A 25,164-nucleotide genomic window follows, 5' to 3' on the forward strand; every position below is an offset into this window, starting at 1 on the left:
AAAACTACGGATATTTCCGATTTTGTAGGTTGTTTTTTTCTCCATTTATGGAGAGTAAAATAAACGGTTCAGAGACTCTCTGTAAGGCCGGCGTGACAGTCAGTAAAGAAGATATCGAAACGATCTTGGATCGAATCCTTCTCACTCCCGTCAAGCTGTATGCACTCATGGTTAGCCAAAGGCCAAACCATACGCTGATCGAGATAGAGTTGGATCAACTCGATCATCCGTACGGTTCCGTCAGCCTTCTGGAATGTGAGCAAGTTTCCAGAAAACTGAATGAAGAGTTGGAAAAGATCTCACCGGATCTGAACTATACTCTCAAGGTTTCTTCCGCTGGTGCGGAAAGAAAACTGGTGATTCCCGAGGATCTGGATAGATTCCGAGGAATACCGGTCCGACTCGTCTACAGGGTAGAGGGTTCGGGCAATAAAGAAGGAATCTTTAAGATACTGGATAGGAAAGGTGACACGATCGTTTTAGAACCGTTTTCTAAAAGGAAATCGGCGAGCTCTAAAAAAAAGGAAGTCAACCTAGAATTGAAGGATATACTGAAAGGAAATTTGTACGTAAGTATTTGATTATGGCAGTTAAGAAGAAAGAAGCCGAAGTCAATCTGTTGGAAGCAATCCAGCAATTTTGTGCCGACAAGTCCCTGGATAGGGAAGCCGTGATGGGAGTCATACGTGATTCCTTGGTCACCGCATACAAGAAGAAGTCCGGCATAGAGACTTTAGACGAAGAAGCAAATCCGATCAAAGTCGAATTCGCATCCGGCACTGACGGAGAGAATGTCGTAATCGTAGTTTCCCGCAAAGTAGTGGAATCCTCTCCTGCAAACGGATTGGAGATCTCTTTGGAAGAAGCGAGAACAGTTTATCCTGACGCGAACGTAGACGACGTGTTGGACTTCAAAGAGAAGCCGATGGAGCTCTCTCGTATTATTTCCAGCCAAGCCAAGCAAATGGTATTCCAGCGCCTAAGAGATATGGAAAAAGAACTTCTGTATCAAGAATACAAGGCAAAAGAAGGCGAACTCACTCATGGTTACTTCCAACGTTGGAAGAAGGACGCTATGTCCATCGACCTCGGAAAGGTCGAAGGGATCATGCCTAAGAGAGAGCAAAACCCTGGTGAGAAATATCATAGCGGGGATCGTCTCAAAGCAATCATACAAAAAGTGGAACTTCGTCCTAGAGAACCGATCCCAGTGATCACTCTTTCTCGTGCTTCCGCGGATTTCGTTCGTAAACTATTCGAAATGGAGATCCCTGAGATCTATGACGGATTGGTCGAGATCGTAAACGTAGCTCGTCAACCTTCCATTCGTACCAAGGTAGTGGTATATGCAACTCGCGGGGACATTGATCCTGTGGGAGCTTGCGTGGGAATGAAAGGAGTTCGTATCCAATCCATCGTAAGAGAACTTGGAAATGAAAGGATCGATATCGTTCAGTATTCTTCCGACCCGACGGAATTTATCGCAAACGCGATCTCTCCGGCGAAACCTTACGATGTAAAGGCGGATTCTATAGGAAGAGAGGCAATGGTTATCGTTCCTGAGGAACAATTATCTCTTGCAATTGGGATCAACGGGTCCAATGTCAAGTTGGCGTCTCAATTAACAGGTTTCAGAATCGATATCAAAACGATAGCCCAGTATAACGAAGAGTTCTCTTCTCCGGAAGCTAGGGAGAGATTGGATAAACTATTCAGTCCTCCTGCAGAAATTACGGAAGATGAGGATGACGGAGTCACCGCTCTGGAAGACTTGCCTGGACTTTCTGCCCGACTGATCGGACTCTTGAGAAGTGCGGGTATCAACAACGTAGAGACATTGATCGAGATTAGCCAGGATGATCTGGCAAAGCTCCCAGGAATTGGACAGACTACGGCAGCGCAGATCTTAAGAATTCTCGCAGAATCCGTAGAGTGGGTAGAGGAAAGCTAATTTCTCGATCGTCGGAAGATTGGGCTTGGACGAGTAGGCAAGCCCGGTGTTGACCAGGATATTATATGGAAGATAAGAATAAATCAATCAAGGAAAAGCTTCAAGGCACCGGCGACGCCGGAAAGAAGAAGAAGCTAATCATCAAAAAGAAGCCGGATGAAGCAACGCCTTCTCCGTCCGCAAAGAAAGAAGCCTCTGAATCGGGTGCATCTGCCGCTAAGCAATCAGTATCGTCTTCCGGTGGGCCTTCTTCCTCTCCGAAACCTACTCAAAGTCCAAGAAAAGAGCCATCATTCCAAGAACCTACAAACAAGCAGCCGGATCCTCCGGTGCAAAGATCGACCCCGCCTGAACATATTTTAGGGGAGGGTAGATCTCCTTTTCAAAGAGAAGACAATAATATCATCGTATCTCGTCCGAACCAGAGACCTACGTATTCCAACCAAAACCGTTCCGAAGGGGAAGGTGGCGGCTATCGCGGAAATCGCGAGGGTGGAAACTACCAACCACGCGAAGGCGGCGGTGGCGGTTATAGAGGCGGCCAAGGCGGAGGCAATTACCAACCACGTGAAGGTGGTCAGGGCGGTGGATATCGCGGAGGTCAGGGTGGTGGTTACCAAGGCGGTCAAGGTGGCGGCTATCGTGGAGGCCAGGGTGGCCAAGGCGGAGGCGGTTATCGTGGTGGTCAGGGAGGCCAAGGCCAGGGCGGTGGATATCGCGGAGGCCAGGGTGGTGGTTACCAAGGCGGTCAAGGTGGCGGCTATCGTGGTGGTCAGGGAGGCCAAGGCGGTTTCCGTGGAGGACCAGGCGGTCAAGGCGGAGGATTTCGCGGCGGTCCAGGAGGCCAGGGTGGTTTCCGTGGGGGACCTGGTGGCCAAGGTGGCGCAGGTACGCCACCTCCAGGCTTAGGACCTGCAGATGGAGGAAGGGGAATTCCTTCCGGCAAAAAACGCAATGATAAGGATAGAGGGGGAAGACCAGAAGGACAAGAGGGTTCTGAGAATTCTAAGTTCTTCCGCCAGACTTTCAAAAAGGCGAAAGTAAGCGGTCCTACCGGAGTATCCGTTCCGAAAGAGATCACTCTATTAGAAAACGTGCAAGTAGGCGAACTGGCTAAGAAAATGAATCTTAAGCCGGGAGATGTCATCGGAAAACTCATGAAAATGGGAATGATGGTGACCATCAATAATATCATCGATGCGGAAACTGCATCTATTCTCGCAGACGAGTATGGATGTAAGGTCAAAGTAGTTTCTCTCTATGAGGAAACTCTCATCGATGAAGAGAAAGATAGTCCTGAAGATTATATCCATAGACCTCCAGTCGTTACCATTATGGGTCACGTGGACCATGGTAAGACAAAACTATTGGATACGATCCGGAAGTCTTCCGTGATCGATACCGAATCAGGTGGAATTACACAGCATATCGGTGCATATCAGGTTAAGACCAGCAGAGGGGAGATCACCTTCTTGGATACTCCTGGTCACGAGGCATTCACTTCTATGCGTGCCCGAGGTGCTAAGGTAACCGATATCGTGATCTTAGTGGTCGCTGCGGATGACGGGGTCATGCCTCAGACTTTAGAGGCATTGTCTCACGCAAAAGACGCTAAGGTCCCTATTATAGTCGCTATTAACAAAGTGGATCTTCCTTCCGCAAATCCGGACAAGATCATGCAAGAACTCGCCAACCATGGACTCCAATCCGAAGAATGGGGCGGGGACACTATGTATTGCAAGATCTCCGCTAAGGAGAATATCGGGATCGATAAACTTTTAGAATCGGTGCTTCTCCAGGCGGAAGTTCTGGATCTGAAGGCGAACCCGAAACGAAGAGCAAAAGGAACGATCGTAGAAGCTAAATTGGATCCGGGTCGTGGAGCTGTTGCAACCGTTCTGATCCAAAACGGAACTCTAAGAGTAGGAGATCCGTTCGTAGCTGGGGTCTTCTCCGGAAGGGTCCGTGCTATGTATGATGACTACGGTCATCTGATCAAAGAAGCGGGACCGGCCTTCCCAGTGCAGGTAACCGGTTTGGATGGAGTGCCTGATGCAGGAGCTCCGTTCGATGCGATCGAAGACGAGAAGGAAGCAAGAAATATTTCCCAACACAGGATCGAGTTCGAGAGAATTGGAAACGCAGGAGCTGCTGGATCCAAGGTAACCCTGGAAAACATGAACGAGTTCATCAAACAGGGTGCTCTCAAAGAACTGAAGGTAATCATCAAGGCGGACGTTCGCGGTTCTGCAGAAGCGATCAAAGAAGCTCTGGAAAAACTTTCCACTGCCGACGTGAAGCTGAACGTAATCCAGTCCGGGGCGGGTGCCATCGTGGATATGGACGTTATGCTTGCTTCTGCCTCCAACGCGATCATTATCGGTTTCCATGTTCGTGCGAATCCGAAAACCATCGCTCTTGCAGAGAAAGAAGGCGTTCAGATCAAATACTACAGCATCATCTATCAAGTCGTGGACGAGATCAAGATGGCTATGGAAGGACTTCTCGAACCGGAAAGGATCGAAGAAGTTATTGGGACTGCGGAGATCAGAGAGGTCTTCAAGGTTTCCAAGGTCGGGAATATCGCAGGATGTATGGTTACTTCCGGAAAGATCACCAAGGTTTCCGGTATCCGCGTGATCAGCGACGGAGTGCAGGTCTTCGACGGAAAGCTCAAGTCTCTCCGTAGATTCAAGGATGAAGTGAACGAAGTGGTGAACAATTTCGAATGCGGTATCCAGGTGGATAATTTCAACGACTTCAAAGTCGGAGATACCATCGAGGCTTATACTGTCACCACTGTGAAACGGAAACTTGAGTAGAGGTAGAACTTGAATTCCATCCGTAAAAGGAAGATCGAAGCGGAAACGGTTCGCACCGTTGCCATGATGATCCTCGCCGGAAAAGTCAAGGACCCGCGTGTGCACATGGTTTCCGTGCACAGATCGGAACTTTCCGATGACTCCAAATTCCTAAAGGTGTATGTCACCGCAATCTGTACGGATAAGAAAAAGGAAAAATTGCTCGCGGGACTGAATAGTGCCTCGGGCAAATTTGCCGCTACTCTTTCCACGAAACTCAATTTAAGGGTCACTCCTAGGATGAGTTTCGTTTGGGACGAAGAATATCTGCAAGGTTTAGATGAATCCCTCAGACTTACAAGAAAACCGACAAATCCGGACTGAGCTAGGATTCCTTCTCCTAGACAAACCGGTCGGAATGACTTCTTCCGATCTGGTCCTGAAGGCCAAAAAGAATCTAGGTCTTCGTAAAGTAGGTCATACCGGGACCTTGGATAAGGCAGCTTCGGGTTTGATGGTGCTGCCGATAGGCACTTCTACTAGCTTTTCCCAATTCTTTTTAGGAAAGGATAAGGAATATGTAGCTCAAGTACAACTGGGCTTCGCCACTGACTCGGGAGACAGAGAAGGTTTGGTCTTAGAGGATTGGGAAATTCCCCGCATCCAAAAATGGTTCGAAGAATCCAAATCAAGATTAGAAGAAGTGTTGGCCCAAGTTCCTAGTTGGGAAGAGCAAGTAGCCCCTGAAGTTTCCGCACTCAAAGTCGGTGGTCAAAGAAGAGCCAAGCTATTTAGAGAAGGAGTTTCCGTTCCTCCTAGTATTCGCAAGATCAAGATCTTCGAATTCGAAGCGTATGACCTTTGTCCGGAAGGCTTCACTATCAAGGCCAGGGTTTCCGGCGGAACGTACATTCGAAAACTAGTAATAGATATAGGCGAAGCTTGTGGGATCCCTATGAGTTTGAGGGCATTGAACCGCACGAAAGTGGGTAAGTTGGTTTTAGACCAGGCAGATACCTACGAAGCGCTTTTATTGGGGAAGGTGACCATCCATCCTCCCGAAGAGATCCTAGACATTCCTTCCGTAGAGATCCCAAGTACCGAAGTAAAGGACGTTTTTCATGGGAAGAAGATCCGACTGGATTGGATCCCGGCTCAGGAGTTCCTTCTTACTTCTCCGGAAGGAGAGATCTTGGCGTATTGCAGACGGGACGGTCTACCTGGCAGTCTTTCCTATAAATATTTAAAGGTCTTTTCTAAAATTTAGCTTGGACAGGGGGTTAGGCCCCCGAAAATTGGCTTTAGGTACAATCAAACTATGGTAACTACGGAACAAAAGAAGCAAATTATATCAACATTTGCAAATGGAAAGGGAGATACTGGCTCAACTGAAGTACAAGTTGCCCTTCTAGATGCTCGCATTAAAGATCTGAACGAGCATTTTAAATCTCATAAGAAAGATTTTCATTCTAAAACTGGCCTTCTTAAATTAGTTAGTAAACGTAAAAAATTATTGGAATATCTAAAACGCCAAAATTTGGATCGTTACAAAAAACTGATCGAAACTCTCGGACTCCGTAAGTAATAGGGGTCCCTCATGGCTAAAACTATTACAGGCCAATTTGGCCGTGATTCCATAACTCTCGAAACGGGAGACTGGGCGAAGCAAGCCCACGGGTCCGTAGTATATAAAACCGGAAACCTAGTTCTATTAGCAACTGTTTGTGCCGCAGACGAACCGAAAGAAGGACAAGACTTCTTCCCACTCACTTGCGAATACTCCGAAAAAGTCTACTCCGTAGGAAGATTTCCCGGAGGATATTTCAAGAGAGAAGCTAAGCCTTACGAACACGAAGTCTTAAATTCCAGGATCATCGACAGACCGATCCGTCCTCTTTTTCCGGAAGGATATTTCTGCGAAGTCCAATTGCAGGTAACCGTTCTTTCTGCGGACAATGAGATCTCTACTGCAGGACACGCATTGAACGCTGCTTCTGCAGCATTAACCATCTCTAATATTCCATTCAATGGTCCGATTGCAGGAGCAAGAGTGGGAAGGATCAACGGAGAATTGGTGATCAATCCTGGTAACAAAGAGATCCAGAATTCAGATCTGGATCTGGTAGTAGCCGGTACTAAGACCCATATCGTCATGATCGAGGGAGAAGCAAAAGAGCTTTCCAATGCGGAAATGTTGGAAGCCCTCAAATTCGCTCATTCCCATATCGCTAAGTTCGTTGAACTACAAGAGAACTGGGCAAAAGAACTGCAAGTCGCTAAGAAAGAAGTTAAACTCAAAGTAAAAGACGAGGTACTCTTAAGCGAAGTTCGTAAATACGCGTTCGATAAGATCTCTGCTGCGAACAAGACTGCAGATAAAGCATCCCGTAATAAAGAGATCTCTAATGCTAACAAGGAAATTGTAGAGCATTTCAAAGAGACTGTTACTGAATCCGAGAAGATCAAGGACATCAAGAATTTCTTACACGAGTTGGAATACGAGATCGTAAGAGAGCAGGTATTGAAAGAAGGAGTTCGTTTCGACGGTAGAAAGTTGGACGAGATCCGAAATATCAGCGTAGAGATGAGCCCGCTTCCTGGAGTTCATGGTTCAGCGGTATTTACCAGAGGTCAAACCCAGTCCTTGGGAACAGTGACCCTTGGAACTGCATCTGACAACCAGCGTTACGAAACCTTAGAAGGTCAGAAAGAAAAGAACTTCATGCTTCATTATAACTTCCCTGCATTCTCTGTGGGAGAGGTAAGAAGATCCTCCGGGCCTGGTCGTAGAGAGATCGGTCACGGAAACTTAGCAGAAAGAGCTTTGAAACTGGTTCTTCCTAAGCAGGATGATTTTCCGTATGTGATCCGAGTCGTCTCCGAGATCTTAGAATCCAATGGATCTTCTTCCATGGCTTCGGTTTGTTCCGGTTCTTTGGCTCTGATGGCTGCGGGAGTTCCGGTTAAGTCGGCGGTTTCCGGAATTGCGATGGGATTATTCTCTGATGATTCAGGCAAATTCGCGGTTCTTTCCGATATCGCGGGACTCGAAGACCATTTCGGAGATATGGATTGCAAGATCGCGGGAACTCGCAAAGGGATTACCGCATTCCAAATGGACTTAAAAGTAACTGGTGTTGCGTTTAATGTTCTTGAATCCGTATTCTCTCAGGCAGAAAAAGCTCGTTTCCATATCTTGGACGCAATGGAAAAATCCATCTCCAAGGCTGCCGATTCGGTTTCTCGCACTGCGCCTAAAATTATAGTAAAACATATTCCGAAAGATCGTATCGGTGAACTCATCGGTCCGGGCGGTAAGAATATACGTGGTATTATCGAAGCTTCCGGAGCGGACATCAATATTGACGACGACGGAAAAGTGACGATTGCCGGAGCCAACCAAGAGCAGGCTGAAAAGGCTGCCGGAATGGTAGAAGGTTTCTTTGCGGAAGTCGAGGTCGGAAAGATCTACGAAGGCAAAGTAAAACGGATCACTGATTTCGGTGCTTTCGTGGAGATCCTACCAGGCAAGGAAGGTCTTTGCCATATTTCCAAGTTAGACTCTAAACGTGTGAACTCCGTAAAAGACGTAGTCAAAGAAGGAGAGATCATCCGAGTTCGCGTATTGAACGTGGACAAGACCGGAAAGATCGATCTTTCCAGAAGAGACGCTCTCGAAGTTTAAATTTTTCTAAAGCCGGCGGGAATCCTTTCCCGTCGGAAGAGACCATTGATTTTTCAGGAAGAAAAGAATCATAAAAAGACTCTTTCGAACGGGATTACAGTCCTATTCCAAAGAGCTCCTTATACAGTGAGCGCTTCCATGGGAGTCTATGTAAGAGTAGGTTCCCGATCCGAATCCCTCGAAACCGCAGGCTATTGTCATTTCTTGGAGCATATGCTCTTCAAGGATACGGAAAAGCGTACAGCCAAGAAGCAAGCAGAGGATTGGGAAAGGGTCGGAGCATATTCCAACGCCGCAACTTCCAGAGAGTATACATACTTTCATGCGACTCTTGCCTCCAGGGATCTGGAGCTTGGACTGGAACTTCTTTCGGATATGATGTTCTCTCCTTTGTTAAGAGAACAGGATATTCGCACCGAGGCCGAAGTGGTCTTGGAAGAAATGAAAGGTTATGAGGATTCTCCGGAAGATGGGGTCCATGATTTCTATTATAATAATCTGTTTCCGGGTAATTCCTTAGGAAGGGATATTATAGGAACGGAGGGCTCCATTCGAGGAGTGACTTCCTCTTCCTTACGCAAATTCTATGAATCATATTATCATCCCAAGAACATGATCCTTTCTCTTTCGGGAGATTATGAGCCGGATTATGTTTTCGATATGGTCGCGAAATATTTTTCTCGTTCTTCGGGGTCCGGATTAGAAGGAACGTTTGAAACCCCTAAGAAGGATTTCGGATATTTCCGCAAAGGAAACAAGGAAACAGAGCAGGCATATTTTATCTTAGGTGGCGAAGGTTTTCCTCGCAACTTTCATGATGCTACCAGGCTTTCTCTTCTCACCCATGTTCTGGGTGGGGGAATGTCTTCTCGTCTCTTCCAAAAAGTAAGAGAAGAGAAGGGGCTTTGCTATCATATAACCAGTTATCCTTCTTCTTATCGGGATATAGGAGTGACCTCTGTGGTTTGCTCTACTTCCAAGGAAAGATTTGCAGAAAGTCTGGAGTTGATCCTGAAAGAATTAAAGGTCTTCGTGGACAAAGGGATCAGCGCTCAGGAACTGAGGGACGCACAGACCAATCATGAAGGAAGTCTTTCCATCGGGTACGAGCATACCGAAAGTAGGATGAATAATATTGCCTTCCAAGAATTGTATTATGGCAAGTATCATACTTTGGAAGAACGGATCAAAGAGATCCATTCCGTAACGGAAGAAGAGATCAATCGGACCATCCGTAAGATCTTTGCACTCCCGGAACTGCATCTTTCCGTTCTGGCAAAACTGAAACCGAAAGAAGAACAGAAGATCAAATCCCTCTTCGAGTCTTATTCTTATAAGTGATCTATGAAAATCCCGATTAAAAAATTAAAAGAGAAAGCCTCTCTTCCGGAGATCAAGACGAGTGGTTCTGCAGGTTACGATATCAGTGCCTGTCTGGATTCCAATTTAACTCTTCCGGTTGGGGAAGTTGTGCTTGTTCCTACAGGGCTTTCTTTTGCGATCCCGGAAGGATTTCATTTCGAGATCCGCCCTCGTTCCGGTTTTTCCACTAAGTTTCGGATACTGATCCCGAATACTCCGGGAACGATCGATTCGGATTATAGAGGGGAACTCATGGTGCCTCTTTTGAATCTGGGAAAGGAGCCGTATATCCTGGAAGACAAGACTAGGATCGCTCAACTTTTGATCCGTAGGACCTGGCATTCCGATTGGGAGATCGTAGAGGAACTTCCCGAATCGGAGAGAGGAGCCGGAGGATTCGGTAGTACCGGGTTTTCAGGCTAAGTTCATTTATAAACTTCTATCCTGAGCTCTTTTGCGATAGACGCGATCCTTTCATCCAAGGTGGCAACTCCCGCACCTTTGCGAATACAGAGTTCCAAGTAAGAAGCATCATATGCTGAGAGGTCGTTCTTTTGAGCGATGTTCTGGATTTGTCGAAATACTTCGTAAGATAGATTGATATCGAATTCGATGGGTAAGGATTCGAAAATGGAAACGATCTGCTTTGCCTGTGCATCGCTGAGCCTTTTTCTTTTCTGAGAAACGACGAGGACATTATTCAATTCGTACCACCAAAGAGAAGGTACCATTGCTCGGTTTGTATTTCCCAAAGACTCTAAGAATTTATCTGCCCTTGCGGATCTTTCATCCGGCAAGAAGGTAGCCGCTGCCAGAGAACAATCTAAGATCCAGAGTTTTACCATTTCCGTCCTTCGTCGATGTACTCCTTGATATTGACTTTAGAAGTGATCCCGGACCGGATCTTTTTCAGTATGGAAAGCGCCTCTTTGGGATCGATTTCCGACTCTTCTGAAAAAGGAACGATCTTGGCGATGGGTTTGCCTCTGTGTGTGATCACAAATACCTCTCCCTTTTGGGTTTTTTTTAGCAATTCCGATAGATGGGTCTTTGCGTAGAATGCGGAGACCAGTTCAATGTTTACTGTCACAATAAACACTAGTCTATTAACTGGTTGATTCGAGAATACAAGGAAATAATCTGAGGAACTGCGGAAAAGTCGTTCCGGGCTACTTACCAATTCTTCTTCTTTCTACGAATTAAGTCTCTTTTCCCTTTTGGAAATCCTGCCGATTTAAGGGGTATGGATAGAAAGGACCAAGTTTTAGGACAAAATATTCTGATCTGGGAAAAGGGAAGAGCGGCCTTGCCGTACCTTCTTCTATTTACCGGGATCTTTCTGACCCTGTCCTTGGGTTCTTTCACCATTGCGGAGAACGGGGTCCAGACGAATCTATTCGGCCGCTTGGGGCATTATCTTTCTTGGGGATTTTTATACTTATTCGGGAACGCGGCTTTCGTTCCCGGGATCCATCTCATTCTCACCGGAGGGATCCTTCTTGCAAAACCGAACCAAGATGCCACGAACAAACTTCTGACGATTCCACTCTTTCTTCTCGCGGTAGCGGTCAGCTTAAACGTTTTCGGGAATCCTTCTGTCGTTCCGTTTGCTTCGAACGGTGGAGTACTTGGTCAGGCTCTTGCAGTGGCATTGGAATATGTGCTCGGTTCCACAGGAAGACTTCTCATCCATTTTGCAGTGTACTTTTACGGGATACTCGTGTTCTTGAACGAGTCCCCCGTTCATTTCTTAGGAAGAATACTCGCCCAAGGTGTCTCCTTCGGAGAATGGAAGGCTCAATGGGCGGCCGGTTATAATAGCGGAAGAATCAAAAAAGAAGAAGAGGCCCTTCCTCCTATCTTTCCCAAGGCAAGATCGCAGGCATGGTCCGAGGGTTTGGCGAACATGATGGATTCTTGGAAATCCAATTCGGAAGAAGTCTCCGGGGAAAATATCCCTCCTTGGTTTAAAAGAGAAGTTTCGGGAAAGGCAAGTGAGCCGGCTTCTTCCTTCTCTACAAACTTTTCCGGAAACACATCTGCTCCGAAGGATCTGCAATCCTATATCCAAAGAGAGAAGGCGAAAACTTCTCCGGTCTCTTCTTCTATTCCTAAAGAATCGAATATACAGTACAGGAACTCAGGACTATTACAGGGTTTCTTTGAGGATGATCGAAAGGTATTCCAGTTCCAAACCGCTTCTCCTCAGCTCTTGGAAAAAGTGTACGGTGCTCCGGATAAAAAAGAAGAAGTAGGAAAGTTCTCTTCTAAGTCATGGGAGATCCTGGATCTTAGAAGTGAGAAGAGCGAGACACTAGCATCTTCTCCTGCCAATGCAGAGATCGAAGAGGAATTCGAGATCTTCGACCAAGAAGATCGAAATGGATCCGTTTCCAAAATACCAGCAGAGATCGCTTCTCCGAAGAATATGGAAGAAGGGATCGGATCCGGTACATCTGCTGAAGCAAATGAATACGACATGTCTGGCGCAGAGGATTCGGAAACAGACGGATCCGAAGAAAGCTTCGAAGTCGAGGACTCTGAAGAATTCTTAGAGGAAGAAGAGTATGCGGAAGAGGATGAGGAGGAAGTGGACGATTCGGAAGAAGAAGTTTCGTATGAGCCGGAAGCCATCGTGGTTCCGGAAGTTCTTCCCCCGATCCCTGTTGCAAAACCGGTTCACGTCGAGAAGAAAACAGAAAAGCCTAAGCAATCGGATCTTCCTTTCACTCCTGTTTCCATGGTGCCCGCTTTCCGCTCCAAGAGATCCGTATATCATATTCCTTTAAATCGTTTGCAGACCAATCCTACTAAGGTACAGGACGCTCTTTTCAAGGTGGAGTCCGAGAAGGTTGCCTTCGAGATCGAAAACGCTCTGAAAGTGTACGGCTATGAAGCGAAGGTAGTCGGTTGGGAAAGAGGTCCGATCATCACTCGTTACGAAGTTACTCCTCCTCCGGGAGTGAAATTAGGAAGGATCACTTCCTTGAACGACGAGCTACGAATGTACTTGGCGGTAAAAAATATCCGTATCGTAGCTCCTATCCCCGGCAAGTCCACAATAGGTATCGAGGTGCCGAACAAGCATAGAGAGGATGTCTTTTTAGGGGATATTCTTCGTTCTTCTCTCGCACCGAAACCTAAAAAGGATCTGAACATCGTTATCGGTAAGGATATCTCAGGTAAGTTAGTCTCTATCGATCTAAACAAACTTCCTCACTTGCTTGTTGCGGGGACGACCGGTTCCGGTAAATCGGTTTGCTTGAACGCAATGATCGCTTCCTTGGTATTGAATCTCTCTCCGGAAGAAGTCCGATTCATCATGATCGATCCTAAGATGGTGGAACTTTCTCTATTTGAGGACATTCCTCATCTTCTGATGCCTGTGATCAAGGATGCCCGTAAGGCAACCAAATCCCTCTCTTGGGTGATCCAAGAAATGGAAGCCAGATACGAGGCGGTATCTCAACTGAAATGCAGGGATTTCCGTTCTTATAACGAAAAAGTAGAGGAGCATTATCACAAGGAAGGCTATAGCAAGATGCCTTATCTTGTTGTGTTCATAGACGAGCTCGCCGATCTGATGATGGTTTCCGGCAAGGATCTGGAAGATGCGATCACTCGTATCAGCCAGAAGTCCAGAGCGGTGGGGATCCATTTGGTCATGGCGACCCAAAGGCCTTCTGTGGATGTGATCACCGGTCTCATCAAGGCAAACTGTCCTGCCCGGATCGCATTCCATGTGGCCCAGAAAACGGACTCCAAGATCATTCTGGATATGAACGGTGCAGAATCCCTGCTCGGTAAAGGGGACATGCTCTATAAGTCTCCTACTTCTGCGGATCTTGCTCGCATCCAGGCTCCTTTCATTTCGGAAGAAGAGATCGAAAAGATCGTGGATGAGGCAAAGAAATACGGAGCTCCTACATACGTGGAATTCGATCTGGAAGAAGAGTCCGAATCCGATCCTTCTGAAGAAATGGACGAAGAACTTTTCGATAAGGCTTGGGAGATCGTTCGGACCGATCGCAAGGCAAGCGCTAGCTACTTGCAGAGACGCTTGAAAATCGGATACAATCGGGCCGCTAGGATCATGGAACTTATGGAAGAGAGGGGATATGTTTCTCCGATCCTAGGTTCTAAGGGCCGGGAAATTCTGAGATCCGCCTAAAATCGGGCCTTCGGGGAATTTTCTAACCCGGAAAAGAAACCAAGTGACAGGGGGGCCGATACTCTCCATCCTGGAAAAAAATCTTAAGAATTCACTCTAGAATGAAAGATATTAAACCCCTTGTTTCTCTATTGCGGACACCAATCCTTAGTTTGGTCGTTTTATTCTTTATCCTGGATCTGGGAGCTCAGTCTTCCACAAAGCATAATTGGAATTCTCCGTCCGAGGTAGTAAAAAAGGTCAGAAAGAATTTCTCGGATCTGCAGTCTTACAAAGCGGACTTCATGATCCAAACGGAAGCTAATAAAAAGATCACTACCAAGAAGGGTGTTTGCTATTATAAGAAGGGCGGAAAGATCAAATACGAATTTTCCGATCCGGCAGGAGACGAGATCGTTTCCGACGGAAAGACTCTTTGGATCTTCATTAAGCGTTTGAACGCTGCAGGTAAGCAGGACCTTACATTAAATAAATCGAATAAATCCGGTCCCATCTTCTCTCCTGCAACGGAAGAAGGTCTTTCCCGTATATTCAGAAAGTATCATTATAAATTCGATTCTATAGAACAGCCTCAGGTCTCCCAGAAGGACAATCGTAAATATTTCGTATTGGCCTTGGAACAGAGAGAGAAGATCGGAGGATATGAGACCATGACCCTTTCCGTGGATGCTGAGACGTATTTCATTAAGAAAGCAGTCGCAAGCGACGGAAGAGGGAAGGTGACCACTGTCGAATTCTTCGGAGTGGATCGGAACGCAGATATAGAGGACGGAGTATTTAATTTCCGTCCGGATGGAAATTCGAAAATCGTAAACAATCCCCTGGTTTCGGAAGAGTGATATCTTCCTCGGAAAGGAGAGACAAATTGAATCAGAAGAGAGTCGGGCAAATCCTTAGAGAGGCTAGGGAGGAAAAAAAGCTCACTGTAAAAGACGTGTCCAAGGACACGAACATATCGGTTAAATATATCCTTGCATTAGAAACAGAGGACTATGCGCAGTTTCCGGGAGAGACCTTTACCATAGGCTTCCTGAAAAACTACGGCAGCTATTTAAAGCTGGATACCGGTATGCTGATCAATCTATACCGTGGGGAAAAGATAGAGGAATCCCAGGCTCCTCTTGAAGAGTTGACCAGACCTACTTCCAGTTTTTATTACGATCTGAACTTCGATAAGAATAAGATCATTACTGCCGCTTCGATACTGATGCTTGCACTTGCTTCCTTCCTGGTATACACATTCGTGGACGGGGACTCTTCCGATAGCGATGTTGCCGAAGAGAATAATCGCAAGTTAGAGATCCCGGAAAATATTGATTTCATTAATCGTTCCGTTCCGGAAACAAGACCGGAAAGTTTTATCCTGACTTCCAATCAGGGAGTGAGTTTCAGCGCGTCTAACCAACAGTGTAAGTTATTTATTTCTTCCGTAGAGCAAGGCACAGATAACAATACTGCTGTGCTCGCGTTCAATGTGTATCCTGAGCTAACGGTCTATAAATTCCGTTTGGCCGAAGGACAAGAAAAAGTACTCAGCTATTCCATACCGGAGATCTCTTCTCTTCGCAGGAGCATTCGGATCACCGCTCAAAGTGTGACCGGAAGTTCCGCTAAGGTTTTGGTTTCCTTGAGCGAAGAAGAACAGCGCCAGGGTGCTACCGTTCAGAACAATGCGCAGGGAGAGGATTCTACCAAGACATTGGGAGACGTTCCGATCCAAGTCACTCTGTTCTTTGCGAAGCCTAGCTATGCAGAATTCATTATAGACGGTCAGATGGGATTTAGAGGTCTCATCCAAGCCGGAGAGAATAAATCCCTGGAAGCGAAAGACAGACTGGAATTGAAAGTGGGAGACGGTTCCGCAGTGGAGATGATCCAAAACGGAAAAACCAAGGTTGTTTTGGGCCGTCCCGGAAAATTAGTGAAGAAAGTCTTTGTAAAAACCCCGAATCCTTACGATAGCACCCAGTTTATCATAAAGGAGCTGGGCGAGTAGGATCGTTTGGAAAAGAGATTCTATATAACAACTCTTGGATGTCCTAAGAACACTGTAGACTCCATGAGTATGCACCATTCTCTCTTGGAAGAGGGATTTCTGCCGGCAACACGTCCGGAGGATTCCGACTTCCATTTGATCAATACCTGTACTTTTATCCGTTCTGCAACCGAGGAAACCATCCAGACCATTCTGGGTGCGGCCCAAACGAAGAAGCAAGAAGGCCAAAAGCTTGTGGTGGTCGGTTGTTTTGCGGAACGTTATCCTAAGGATATTTCGGCAGAGATCCCGGAAGTCGATCTGGTATTCGGGACGGGAAAATACTCCCAGGCAGGAAAGATCATCAAGGAAGCCTTCCGTAGAGAACTTTCCTCTATTAAAAAAACGGAATTTAATTCGGATCTATTGGAGAGGATGATACTCTCTCCTGAGATAGAGAATTACTCCAAGCCTTACGCTTATGTGAAAGTATCCGATGGCTGCAATCGCGGATGTGCATTCTGCATCATTCCTTCTCTTCGTGGAAAGTTTGTAGATTCTCCTTTGGAGGAGATCTTGAAAGATACTCGTAGAGCGATCTCTGCTGGAGCCAAAGAGATCTGTCTTGTTTCGCAAGATACCGTTTATTACGGGAAGGACAGCGATAAGCTTTTGGATATGATCCGTGCGGTTTCCGAAGTGGAAAATTTGGAGATCCTAAGACTACTGTATCTATACCCGGACAAGAAGACCGAAAAGATCCTTCGTCTCATGGGCGAGATCCCTAAGATCGCTCCTTATCTGGAATCCCCATTGCAGCATGTATCCGAGAGAGTGCTCAAATCCATGAATCGGAGCGGAGGATATTCTGCCTTTAGGGATCTATATTCTTTGGCGAGAGAAGTCCGTCCCGATCTGGAGATCCGCACCTCCTTCATTCTAGGATTCCCTGGAGAGACGGGAGAAGATGTGGATGAGATCCTTCGTTTTATAGAAGAGACTCGCCCGGAAAAACTGAATTTATTTGCTTATTCTCCGCAAGAAGGAACCAAAGGGGCCGAGATCTCCCAGACAGTTTCGGAAAAAGAGAAGGCGAAACGGATCAATTTGATCCGGGATGCTCATTTGAAGATCTTGCAAGAGATCCATGAATCCAGGATCGGAAAAATATATCCTGCTATCGTTGACGGAGTCGAAGAAGGAACAGCGATCGTTCGCCGTTTCCAAGATGCTCCCGAGATAGACGAAATAGTGTATGTAGAAGATCCTTCCTTGAAGCCTGGAATGATCGGTAAAGTGAAAGTGGAATCTTTTTACGAATACGATATGATGGGAACTTGGTTGGCGTCTTGAATCCGAATATAAATATACCGAATACTCTTACTGTACTTAGGGTGGTCTCCCTTCCTTTCTTCATCTGGTTCTTGTACCAGAAGGAACAGTCTTATCATATCGCGGCGTTGGTCTTATTCTCGTTGGCCTCTCTCACTGATTTTGTGGACGGTTATATCGCCAGAAAATACAAACAGGAAACCGAGTTCGGGAAATTCTTGGATCCGCTTGCGGACAAGATCATCGTAGTAGGCTGCTTTACTACATTCATTTTTCTGCATGAACAGATCGAACTTTGGATGGTCCTACTGATTGTCGGTAGGGACATGCTTATCACTACTCTTCGTTATCTTGCGATCCGTTTAGGAAAGTCCATTCGGACCACTATGCTTGGAAAGGTGAAGACTGCCTTTCAGATGGGAGCCATTATCCTAATCCTGATCTTCTTTATCTTGGTCTCTTCTAAGAAGAGGATCATTATCAACGAGGTCTATCAGAGTGGAAAGGAATCCGGCATGACGGTATTCGGGATCGCTTCCGAGAACGCCATCGCCTTCTTCAAGACTTGGAAGGAGAACGGAACTCCAGGATGGAGCGATCTAGTATTCGGTTTAGGCGGATTCGTTCCTTATTTCGGAATGTTACTCACCACATTTATCACTGTGCTTTCCGGAATACGTTATTTGGTCTCGAATAGGGAAGTCATTCGCCTCGAATCTATTCGGAGGATATTCGGTAAAAATGGAAATTAGACAGGCAATTATAAAAGTATTAGAAAGAAAGCATCTGGCAACCCATGAGGCCGAGGCGGTCCTGAACTCCGTCATGAAAGGTCAGGTGTCCGAGATCTTACTTTCTGCTTTCGTGACTGCAATGAGAGCCAAGGGTGAGACAGTGGACGAGCTCTTGGGTTTCTGCTTTGCGCTCAGAAAGAATGCCTTAAAGCCGAAGACCGCGTTCCCATTCGATATGCTGGACACTTGTGGAACGGGAGGGGACGGCAAGGGAACCGTGAATATTTCCACCTTAGCAGCCTTGACCCTCGCATCCTTGGGCATCAAGGTGGCCAAGCACGGGAATCGATCCGTTTCTTCTCATACAGGTTCTAGTGATATTTTAGGACGATTAGGTTACAATACCGAGAAGACACAGGAGGAAGTGGAGTCCCATCTTCTCTCCAGCGGATTTACCTTCTTATTTGCCCCACTTTGGCATCCTTCTATGAAGTTCGCGGCCCCGGTCCGGAAGGAATTGGGCTTTAGGACCTTCTTCAATATGATCGGGCCCTTGAATAACCCTTTCTCTCCCCAATATCAGATCATCGGGGTATATGAACCTGAGCTAATGGAGACATTTATCCGAGTACTCCAAGGTTTGGGACTGAAAAGAGCCCTTGTATGTCATTCTAGAGACGGATTGGATGAGTTCTCCATTTTTGAAAAAACGGATTATACTCTTTTACAGGATGGAGTAATATCCAGAAATGATTTCGATCCAAAAGAATTGAAGCTGGGGGAACTGAATCCGGCTGAGGTATATACTTCCGGACCAGACCAAGCCGAGTCCTTGGCAAGAAGGATCTTGGAAGGGGAGAAGACTGCAGGAGCACATGCGGTTGCATTGAATGCCGGAGCGGGACTTTTCGTCATGGGTAAGGCCAAAAACTTGCCAGAAGGCTATGAGATCGCATTAGAACAGCTGAGTTCCGGAAAAACAGGTGCCTTCTTTCAAAATTTAATTACCAAAGGATAGGAAAGGAAAATACTGGTCCCAAAAAGGACTTAAAAAAGGAAGCAACCAGGTTTTCAGTATGCAGTTCGTTAGCAATTCATTCCTATTATTCGCACAAGCGGCAGAAGGTGCCGGACAAAGCGGCGCCTTCAACATGATCACTCTTGTTCCATTGATGCTGATCGTGATGTATTTTATCGTGATCCGCCCTCAAAGAAACGAGGAAAAGAAAAGAAAGGCAATGATCGAAGCCCTACAAAAGGGCGATACCGTGATCACTTCTTCGGGGATCCACGGCAAGGTAGTGGAATTCAAGGACAACAACGAGACAGTGGTCCTCGCGATCGCGAAAGACACGAATGTTTCCTTCAATTCCAGCACCATTTTAAAGAAGAAAGAAAAAGAGAAAGAAGCCTGATCGGATAGGTTCCGATAGGTATAGTAAACCGGTGCACGTATGAAAAAGATCCTATGCCTCCTTCTATCCTTAACCCTTATCCTGCCTATATTCGGGCAGGACGGGGAAGAAGTCGATTTCCTGGACAAGGTTTCCGAGCCCAAGAAGACTACTACTTCCACCGCTAAAAAGACTCCTCTTGCCAAGACTTCCCGTAAAAAGAAAGTAAAGAAGAACGCAGGCAAGAAGAAGAAACAGCTCGAAGCCAAGAAAGAAGAGCTGGAACCCAAAGAGGGAGAACCTAAGAAGAAGATAGAATCCGAGATCGCACCGGATGATCCAAGCCAGGGTAAAAATTCAGGAACTCCGGACGGAGGAGAGACTTCTACTGCCGAAAGAGGCAATAAGGAGATCTCTCATCCCGAGGCAGCGGCGGATCTGCAAAAGCCGTACTGGTTTAACGAAGAGACAAATCTAACTCCAAAGAATCTTCCCGGATACGATGCGAGAGCTTCTATTCCGAATGAGGACAATTCCATTCGCCAGAAATTGGGAGAGATCCTGAAACTGGGAGACGACAAGAAGAAGGAAGAGGAGAAGAGAAAGGCTGCCGAGCAAAAAGATCAGGGAGCCTTGGTAGCTTTCTTTGCAGAACATAAGAAAGGCATAATATTAATAACTATTATCATAGCTTTTACTCTGTATCAATTCAGAGCGAAAGGAAGTCGAGTCACTCGACGTTCTCCAGTGACAATTAATAAAGTGAGAAGAGACTAGGAGTCCGAATTTGAAATCTGTTCAATGGATTTTCGTTCCAATCATAGTGGTAGCTGCGTCTTTGACGCTTCTCTATCCTAACTTCGCCGAAAGGGAATTGGAACTTGCAGTAAGAAAAGAATTTAAAGATCTACCGGAAGCGACCCGCAAAGAAGCTTTGGAAAGTTTTGCGGACCGTTGGAAAACAGATTATAACCCGAAAGGCGCTTGGTCCATTGAACCCGATCCCTCCGTTTTTCCGGACCAGGATTTTTATCTCGTAAAAGGGAGATTCATCACTTCTGCAAAGATCAACCAGATCTCGCAAGAAAACCAAGATCTGATATTGGAACCTAAGAACAGGCTGAGACCTACTTGGGTAGAGGATTTTATTTTCGGGGGAAGACCTCTTGCGATCAAGCTTGGCTTGGACTTGCAAGGTGGAATGAGAGTGGTCCTAAAAGGAGACTTTGAGGATTACACTTCCAAACTGAAGGATTCATACGTAAAAGAGATCGAAGAGCTTACTAAGAAGAAGGCCGATGCTTCTCTTGGCGAAAAAGAAAGAAAAGAAGCTTCCGATAAATTGAAAGAGATCGATGGTTATTTCGAACTCACTCCTAGCAGAAAACTCGCAGAGTTGGAAAAAGCGAAGCTCATCATTGATAACCGTCTTACCAACCAAAACTTGACGGAACCTCAGGTCCGTATCCAAAAGGACCAAGACTCGATCGAGGTTTCTTTGCCGGGGGTAAGTAACTCTTCTCAGATCCTGGATATTATCCGTAATACGGAAACAGTTGAATACAGATTGAGAGAGCCTGGTCGCGATCCGAATAATCCGAATCTTAGAGGTCAGTACCAATCCCTGATCGATGCCGAAGAAGGTAAACTTCTGGAGCAAGAAAAGAGAGAAGAGACTGAGATCGTCAAATTCCAGAACATAGTAAAACAAAAACTCGGAAAGGCAGAGCAGGACAAATTCCTGGAAGCCATGGAGAAGAAATACAATATCCCCGAGAAATATAAGCTTTATGTAAAATGGAATCGTTCTGCGAATCCTAAGGCTCCTCTTCTTCCTCGCGAGTTCGTGGTCTTGGAAAGAGCGATCGCTCTGGACGGAAAGGATATGCGAAACGCGAGAGAAAGCTATGACCAGAACAGGCTTTCGTATTACGTTTCCTTCTCCTTAACTTCTCAGGGAGCTGAGAAGTTCTTCGATATCACTTCGAAAAACGTAGGAAGACAACTCGCAATCGTATGGGGAGACAAGGTCATCTCCGATCCGGTGATCCGTACTCCGATCGCGGGCGGAAATGCTCAGATCGATGGGGAGTTCGGTCAAAAAGAAGCCACCGATCTCGCAAATGTGATCAGTGAGGGTGCGCTTCCGATCCCATTGAGCGTTTTGGAAATGAGATTTATCGGACCTACTCTCGGGATCGAATCCATTGAAGTGGGTTTGAAAGCGGTTCTTTTGGGATTCGCTCTCGTGATCGTTTTCATGCTGATCATCTATAGATTGTCCGGACTCGTTGCGGATATCGCTCTACTTGTGAACGTGATCGTTCTTATGGCGCTACTTTCTCTCATGGGATTCACTTTGACCCTGCCAGGATTTGCGGGGATCATCCTCACAGTCGGTATGGCTGTGGATGCGAACGTGATCATCTATGAAAGGATCAAAGAGGAACTCATTGCAGGAAAACATGTATCCGCAGCGGTGGCTCAAGGTTTCGAGAACGCATTCTGGACCATTATGGACAGTAACGTTACGACATTGATCTCAGGGATCCTAATGATCAAACTCGGGAACGGGCCGATCAAAGGATTCGCAATCACTCTTTGTTGGGGTATTATCACTTCCTTGTTCACCTCGCTTTTCTTGAGCAGAATGATCATGGATATCCTGGTAAACAAGTTGGGAGTTCGCAAACTCCAGATCGGATTCAAGAAACTGGAGTCCAAGAATGTTTGATTTTATAAAATATAAATATATATCTATTACCTTTTCTACCATCCTGATCATAATCGGATTCGGGGTAACCTTCGGGAAATACGGCGGCTTCGCCACTTCTTTGGATTTCGATGGAGGACTACGTGCCGTTGTGGAATTTCCTGCAACAGTAGAACGTAAGAACCTAGAGGAATATTTCTCTTCCAAGAATTTGGAAGCGGTGCTTGTTCTCATGGACAAGGACAAGAACGATTATCAGATCGATATCGGTCTCGGTTCCGTGGACAGGATCAAAGAATTATACCTGGAGAGAAAGGGAAAGGATAACGTGGAAGCGAAACAAGCCTCCGCGATCGATGCGCTCATTGGGATCCTGCAAGAAGATTTCAAATTGGATAAGAAAGCGATCCTCTCTGCGAACCAAGTGGGTTCCGTGGTAGGCGCGGAGCTGACTTCTACAGGGATCTCTCTTTTAGGTCTGACACTTTTCTTTATCATGATCTATTTGAGCTTCCGATTCCAGTTCAAGTTTGCTTTGGGTGCGATCTTGGCTCTTATCCATGACTTAGTGATCACGATCGCATTTATCGGATTCTTTCAGATCAAACCGAGCGTTCCGATTATCGCGGCACTTCTTACCTTACTCGGATATTCCATCAACGATACCATTGTGGTATTCGATAGGATCCGTGAGAATGCCGGAAATTTGAGAGATACATTCTCCCAAGTCATCAATATCTCTATCAACCAAACTCTGACCAGGACCTTCAATACTTCGGTTGCGACCCTGATCTCTGTAGTGGCGATCATTATCGGTGGAGCGGTAGAGCTGTATGATTTCGCCTATGTTCTTACCTTTGGTATTATACTCGGAACCTTCTCCTCGGTGTTCATTGCAGCACCTCTCGTAGATATCTACGATGGTCTTTCTAAGAGGTTTAAACGCTCTTGAGTTTCCCCCTCCCGGATGCTATTCGGGAGGAATTGCTTCGCCTGTCCTTTGTCTCCACTGGCTATTCCAGTCCGAATCCTCCCGTTGCCTGCGTTTTAGAAGACGCAAATACGGGAGAGATCCTAAGCAGTGCTTCCACACGGATCTACGGAGGCAATCATGCGGAAAGAGAAGCCTATCGCATTCTGAGAGAAAAATTCCCAACGGGAAAACTCGCCGATCACAATGCGTATGTTACCTTGGAGCCTTGTTCTCATTATGGAAAGACGCCACCTTGCATCGATCTGTTTGTAGAAGAAAGGCCCAAACGATTGGAGTATGGATGGAAGGATCCGAATCCTCTGGTTTCCGGGAATTCAGGTCTCTCTAAATTGGATTCGCTCGGGATACAAGTGATCCAAAATCCTGAGTTAGCCGAAATCGCATCTCATTTCCTGTTCGGATTCAAAACAAGGATAGAGAAGAAGAGACCGGCATTCCTACTCAAATCCTCTTTAAGCAAGGAAGGCTATTTTAGTTCCGGGACCGGTCTACGGGAAAAGATCTCTTCTTACGAAACCGATTTTTTCTTGAGCATTCTCAGAGCTAAGGTAGATGCGATCCTAGTCGGACCAAAAACCGTGCAAGCGGATATACCAGGCTTGGACTTTAGGATTTCGGAAAGTTCTCTTTCGGATCTGGAAAATGTTCGGCCTGAACTTTTCGGATCGGAAAGATCAGGATTCCTTTTCGGAAATAGAAAGTCTCATCCTGCTGAATTGGGGAGTGAGAAGGTAGATTCTACTCGGATAGGAAGTGAAAAAGCAAAGTTCACTAGTTCCGATAATTTGCGGCGAAGTTTATTCGGATTCTCCGGTTTGCTCCAAGAGATCCTACAATATTCCACAGACAAGGAACTCTTTCGTATACATTTAGAAAACCAAAAGGATTACCAACCTCTCCGAGTCTTCTTCTTGCCGGAAGAAGATCAGGTTCCATCCTCCTTTCTAAAAAAACAGGAGGAGATCAACGCTCGGATCGGTAAACGACTCTGTGCCTTCTTCTTAAATAGTGATAGGAAATACAGCCAGGACTTCTTACTGAAATTAGAAGGGCTCTCCGAGTCTAAAGTTGTTTCCGTATCCTTCTCCGATTTTGGAGGCAAGGTTTTAGGGATCCTAGGGGATTGGGGGATCAATCTCGCGCTCATCGAAGGTGGAAACTTTTTATATAAAACTTTTTCTGCCTTGGTTTCAGAGGAAGATGCAATTTTGCAGACGCGTTCCGAAACGGTTTCCATTCCAAAAGGGATCTTGCCTGAATGGAAGGGAGAATTTTCCATGGACTGGAAAGCAGATCTGGGAGACCATTGGGAGGTTTGGAGATCATGTTCACAGGATTGATAGAGACCACCGGAAAGATCGAATTCATACAAGATACGGGAGACGGTAAGATCTTCTCGGTCTCCACACAATGGAAGGATCCGGATCTGAAAAACGGGGACTCCATCTCGGTAAATGGAGCCTGTCATACGGTAACTTCTTTCCAGGATTCCGGAAATACATTCGAATTCTATTCTTCTTATAAAACTTTAGAACTTACTAATTTTGGAAATTTTAATATAGGGACCAAGATCAATCTGGAAAGATCGGTACAACCTCATACCAGAATGGGCGGTCATTTTGTGACCGGGCATGTGGACCTGACCGGAGAGATCCTTCTTGCGGAGGATAAGGACGGAGGAAATGTGAGAAGGTTCCTGATCTCTCACGATCCTTCCTTTACGAAATACTTTGCAGTGAGAGGGTCCGTGACCGTGGACGGGATCTCCTTGACCATAGTGGACTCTAAACCAGGCGAGTTTGAGCTAGTTTTGATCCCGGAAACACTGAATGTGACCAATGCCGCGGAAGCTTGGAAGGTAGGAGCCAGGGTAAATCTAGAAGTGGATCTGATCGCCAGATACTTGGAGCAGATCTCTAAATTCTCCTGATCCGGACCCTGAATTCCATTCTCGTCCAATTTTTTTGATTTTCCTTCCTTAAAACGAGTCGATCGTTCTGTTTCAATTGCCTCTGTTTGCGGAAGAGCGAGGGTCTTGGTTCGTATTCCCAA

Annotated in this window: 23 protein-coding genes; 21 read left to right on the top strand and 2 right to left on the bottom strand. The window is 46.1% G+C overall.

Translation table 11 applies throughout. From position 1 onward, the window contains the following. Positions 1 to 155 precede the first annotated feature (155 nt). The 9 genes from rimP (at position 156) to dut (ending at position 10,222) form a co-directional block, all read left to right on the top strand. Positions 156 to 581, top strand: a complete 426-nt coding sequence (gene rimP / locus EHO57_RS00860) for a ribosome maturation factor RimP (protein WP_246050483.1) — start codon at positions 156 to 158, stop codon at positions 579 to 581. A gap of 2 nt (positions 582 to 583) precedes the next feature. Next, complete coding sequence (gene nusA / locus EHO57_RS00865; protein ID WP_135646900.1) at positions 584 to 1,951, top strand: transcription termination factor NusA; 1,368 nt, start codon at positions 584 to 586, stop codon at positions 1,949 to 1,951. Between the two features lie 65 nt (positions 1,952 to 2,016). Further along, a complete protein-coding gene (gene infB / locus EHO57_RS00870; protein WP_135646901.1) occupies positions 2,017 to 4,773 on the top strand; it encodes a translation initiation factor IF-2 in 2,757 nt (918 codons plus the stop codon). Positions 4,774 to 4,782: 9 nt separating this feature from the next. Continuing rightward, entirely contained in the window at positions 4,783 to 5,136 is a 354-nt protein-coding gene (gene rbfA, locus EHO57_RS00875; protein WP_135646902.1) for a 30S ribosome-binding factor RbfA, read from the top strand. Further along, positions 5,093 to 6,019 carry a tRNA pseudouridine(55) synthase TruB gene (gene truB / locus EHO57_RS00880; protein ID WP_135646903.1) on the top strand — a complete coding sequence of 309 codons (927 nt, stop codon included), beginning with the start codon at positions 5,093 to 5,095 and terminating at the stop codon, positions 6,017 to 6,019. The genes rbfA and truB overlap by 44 nt, the downstream gene beginning before the upstream one ends. A gap of 51 nt (positions 6,020 to 6,070) precedes the next feature. Then, positions 6,071 to 6,337: a 30S ribosomal protein S15 gene (gene rpsO / locus EHO57_RS00885; protein ID WP_135646904.1), complete on the top strand. Its 267-nt coding sequence runs from the start codon at positions 6,071 to 6,073 to the stop codon at positions 6,335 to 6,337. Between the two features lie 12 nt (positions 6,338 to 6,349). Next, entirely contained in the window at positions 6,350 to 8,437 is a 2,088-nt protein-coding gene (pnp, locus tag EHO57_RS00890) for a polyribonucleotide nucleotidyltransferase (protein ID WP_135646905.1), read from the top strand. A 45-nt stretch (positions 8,438 to 8,482) separates the two neighbouring features. After that, the gene (locus EHO57_RS00895) at positions 8,483 to 9,778 is read left to right on the top strand and encodes a M16 family metallopeptidase (RefSeq protein WP_135646906.1); all 1,296 of its coding nucleotides are present in this window, start codon (positions 8,483 to 8,485) and stop codon (positions 9,776 to 9,778) included. Between the two features lie 3 nt (positions 9,779 to 9,781). Continuing rightward, positions 9,782 to 10,222 (top strand): dUTP diphosphatase, encoded by a 441-nt coding sequence (dut, locus tag EHO57_RS00900; RefSeq protein ID WP_135646907.1) that lies wholly within the window; start codon positions 9,782 to 9,784, stop codon positions 10,220 to 10,222. A 2-nt stretch (positions 10,223 to 10,224) separates the two neighbouring features. Here the strand turns inward: dut and EHO57_RS00905 are convergent, their stop codons facing one another. Both EHO57_RS00905 and EHO57_RS00910 read right to left on the bottom strand, forming a co-directional pair. Then, the gene (locus EHO57_RS00905; RefSeq protein WP_135646908.1) at positions 10,225 to 10,644 is read right to left on the bottom strand and encodes a type II toxin-antitoxin system VapC family toxin; all 420 of its coding nucleotides are present in this window, start codon (positions 10,642 to 10,644) and stop codon (positions 10,225 to 10,227) included. Further along, positions 10,638 to 10,889, bottom strand: coding sequence for a type II toxin-antitoxin system Phd/YefM family antitoxin (locus EHO57_RS00910; RefSeq protein ID WP_246050430.1), 252 nt, complete (start codon positions 10,887 to 10,889; stop codon positions 10,638 to 10,640). The genes EHO57_RS00905 and EHO57_RS00910 overlap by 7 nt, the downstream gene beginning before the upstream one ends. Before the next feature lie 153 nt (positions 10,890 to 11,042). On the opposite strand from EHO57_RS00910, the gene EHO57_RS00915 reads away from it, so the two are divergent. The 12 genes from EHO57_RS00915 to EHO57_RS00970 all read left to right on the top strand — a co-directional run bounded on the left by EHO57_RS00915 (position 11,043) and on the right by EHO57_RS00970 (position 25,042). Beyond that, positions 11,043 to 13,970 carry a DNA translocase FtsK gene (locus tag EHO57_RS00915; protein WP_135646909.1) on the top strand — a complete coding sequence of 976 codons (2,928 nt, stop codon included), beginning with the start codon at positions 11,043 to 11,045 and terminating at the stop codon, positions 13,968 to 13,970. Between the two features lie 101 nt (positions 13,971 to 14,071). Next, positions 14,072 to 14,809, top strand: coding sequence for a LolA family protein (locus EHO57_RS00920; protein ID WP_135646910.1), 738 nt, complete (start codon positions 14,072 to 14,074; stop codon positions 14,807 to 14,809). 26 nt (positions 14,810 to 14,835) lie between these two features. Beyond that, entirely contained in the window at positions 14,836 to 15,966 is a 1,131-nt protein-coding gene (locus tag EHO57_RS00925) for a helix-turn-helix domain-containing protein (protein ID WP_135646911.1), read from the top strand. A gap of 6 nt (positions 15,967 to 15,972) precedes the next feature. Next, a complete protein-coding gene (gene rimO / locus EHO57_RS00930) occupies positions 15,973 to 17,298 on the top strand; it encodes a 30S ribosomal protein S12 methylthiotransferase RimO (protein WP_135646912.1) in 1,326 nt (441 codons plus the stop codon). Beyond that, complete coding sequence (gene pgsA, locus EHO57_RS00935; RefSeq protein WP_135646913.1) at positions 17,295 to 18,029, top strand: CDP-diacylglycerol--glycerol-3-phosphate 3-phosphatidyltransferase; 735 nt, start codon at positions 17,295 to 17,297, stop codon at positions 18,027 to 18,029. The genes rimO and pgsA overlap by 4 nt, the downstream gene beginning before the upstream one ends. Next, complete coding sequence (gene trpD, locus EHO57_RS00940; RefSeq protein WP_135646914.1) at positions 18,019 to 19,029, top strand: anthranilate phosphoribosyltransferase; 1,011 nt, start codon at positions 18,019 to 18,021, stop codon at positions 19,027 to 19,029. Before pgsA ends, trpD begins: the two co-directional genes overlap by 11 nt. 58 nt (positions 19,030 to 19,087) lie before the next feature. Further along, positions 19,088 to 19,426 carry a preprotein translocase subunit YajC gene (yajC, locus tag EHO57_RS00945; protein ID WP_135646915.1) on the top strand — a complete coding sequence of 113 codons (339 nt, stop codon included), beginning with the start codon at positions 19,088 to 19,090 and terminating at the stop codon, positions 19,424 to 19,426. A gap of 39 nt (positions 19,427 to 19,465) precedes the next feature. Beyond that, a complete protein-coding gene (locus EHO57_RS00950; RefSeq protein WP_135646916.1) occupies positions 19,466 to 20,182 on the top strand; it encodes an SRP-less Sec system protein in 717 nt (238 codons plus the stop codon). A gap of 10 nt (positions 20,183 to 20,192) precedes the next feature. Further along, positions 20,193 to 22,139, top strand: coding sequence for a protein translocase subunit SecD (gene secD / locus EHO57_RS00955; protein WP_135646917.1), 1,947 nt, complete (start codon positions 20,193 to 20,195; stop codon positions 22,137 to 22,139). Continuing rightward, positions 22,132 to 23,070 carry a protein translocase subunit SecF gene (gene secF, locus EHO57_RS00960; protein WP_135646918.1) on the top strand — a complete coding sequence of 313 codons (939 nt, stop codon included), beginning with the start codon at positions 22,132 to 22,134 and terminating at the stop codon, positions 23,068 to 23,070. Before secD ends, secF begins: the two co-directional genes overlap by 8 nt. Further along, on the top strand, positions 23,067 to 24,452 hold the full coding sequence (locus EHO57_RS00965) for a bifunctional diaminohydroxyphosphoribosylaminopyrimidine deaminase/5-amino-6-(5-phosphoribosylamino)uracil reductase RibD (RefSeq protein WP_135646919.1): 1,386 nt from the start codon (positions 23,067 to 23,069) through the stop codon (positions 24,450 to 24,452). Before secF ends, EHO57_RS00965 begins: the two co-directional genes overlap by 4 nt. Further along, positions 24,437 to 25,042, top strand: a complete 606-nt coding sequence (locus EHO57_RS00970; protein ID WP_135646920.1) for a riboflavin synthase — start codon at positions 24,437 to 24,439, stop codon at positions 25,040 to 25,042. The genes EHO57_RS00965 and EHO57_RS00970 overlap by 16 nt, the downstream gene beginning before the upstream one ends. Positions 25,043 to 25,164 lie beyond the last annotated feature (122 nt).

The organism is Leptospira langatensis, from assembly GCF_004770615.1.
Taxonomy (GTDB): Bacteria; Spirochaetota; Leptospiria; order Leptospirales; family Leptospiraceae; genus Leptospira_B; species Leptospira_B langatensis.

What these genes read in the sequence shown, in the direction of transcription:
- secF (WP_135646918.1), top strand. Translation starts at nt 22,132, where the DNA reads ATGTTTGATTTTATAAAATATAAATATATATCTATTACCTTTTCTACC.
- EHO57_RS00905 (WP_135646908.1), bottom strand. Translation starts at nt 10,644, where the DNA reads ATGGTAAAACTCTGGATCTTAGATTGTTCTCTGGCAGCGGCTACCTTC.
- dut (WP_135646907.1), top strand. Translation starts at nt 9,782, where the DNA reads ATGAAAATCCCGATTAAAAAATTAAAAGAGAAAGCCTCTCTTCCGGAG.
- EHO57_RS00950 (WP_135646916.1), top strand. Translation starts at nt 19,466, where the DNA reads ATGAAAAAGATCCTATGCCTCCTTCTATCCTTAACCCTTATCCTGCCT.
- nusA (WP_135646900.1), top strand. Translation starts at nt 584, where the DNA reads ATGGCAGTTAAGAAGAAAGAAGCCGAAGTCAATCTGTTGGAAGCAATC.
- pnp (WP_135646905.1), top strand. Translation starts at nt 6,350, where the DNA reads ATGGCTAAAACTATTACAGGCCAATTTGGCCGTGATTCCATAACTCTC.
- EHO57_RS00920 (WP_135646910.1), top strand. Translation starts at nt 14,072, where the DNA reads ATGAAAGATATTAAACCCCTTGTTTCTCTATTGCGGACACCAATCCTT.
- infB (WP_135646901.1), top strand. Translation starts at nt 2,017, where the DNA reads ATGGAAGATAAGAATAAATCAATCAAGGAAAAGCTTCAAGGCACCGGC.
- EHO57_RS00915 (WP_135646909.1), top strand. Translation starts at nt 11,043, where the DNA reads ATGGATAGAAAGGACCAAGTTTTAGGACAAAATATTCTGATCTGGGAA.
- rpsO (WP_135646904.1), top strand. Translation starts at nt 6,071, where the DNA reads ATGGTAACTACGGAACAAAAGAAGCAAATTATATCAACATTTGCAAAT.
- trpD (WP_135646914.1), top strand. Translation starts at nt 18,019, where the DNA reads ATGGAAATTAGACAGGCAATTATAAAAGTATTAGAAAGAAAGCATCTG.
- yajC (WP_135646915.1), top strand. Translation starts at nt 19,088, where the DNA reads ATGCAGTTCGTTAGCAATTCATTCCTATTATTCGCACAAGCGGCAGAA.
- EHO57_RS00970 (WP_135646920.1), top strand. Translation starts at nt 24,437, where the DNA reads ATGTTCACAGGATTGATAGAGACCACCGGAAAGATCGAATTCATACAA.
- truB (WP_135646903.1), top strand. Translation starts at nt 5,093, where the DNA reads ATGAATCCCTCAGACTTACAAGAAAACCGACAAATCCGGACTGAGCTA.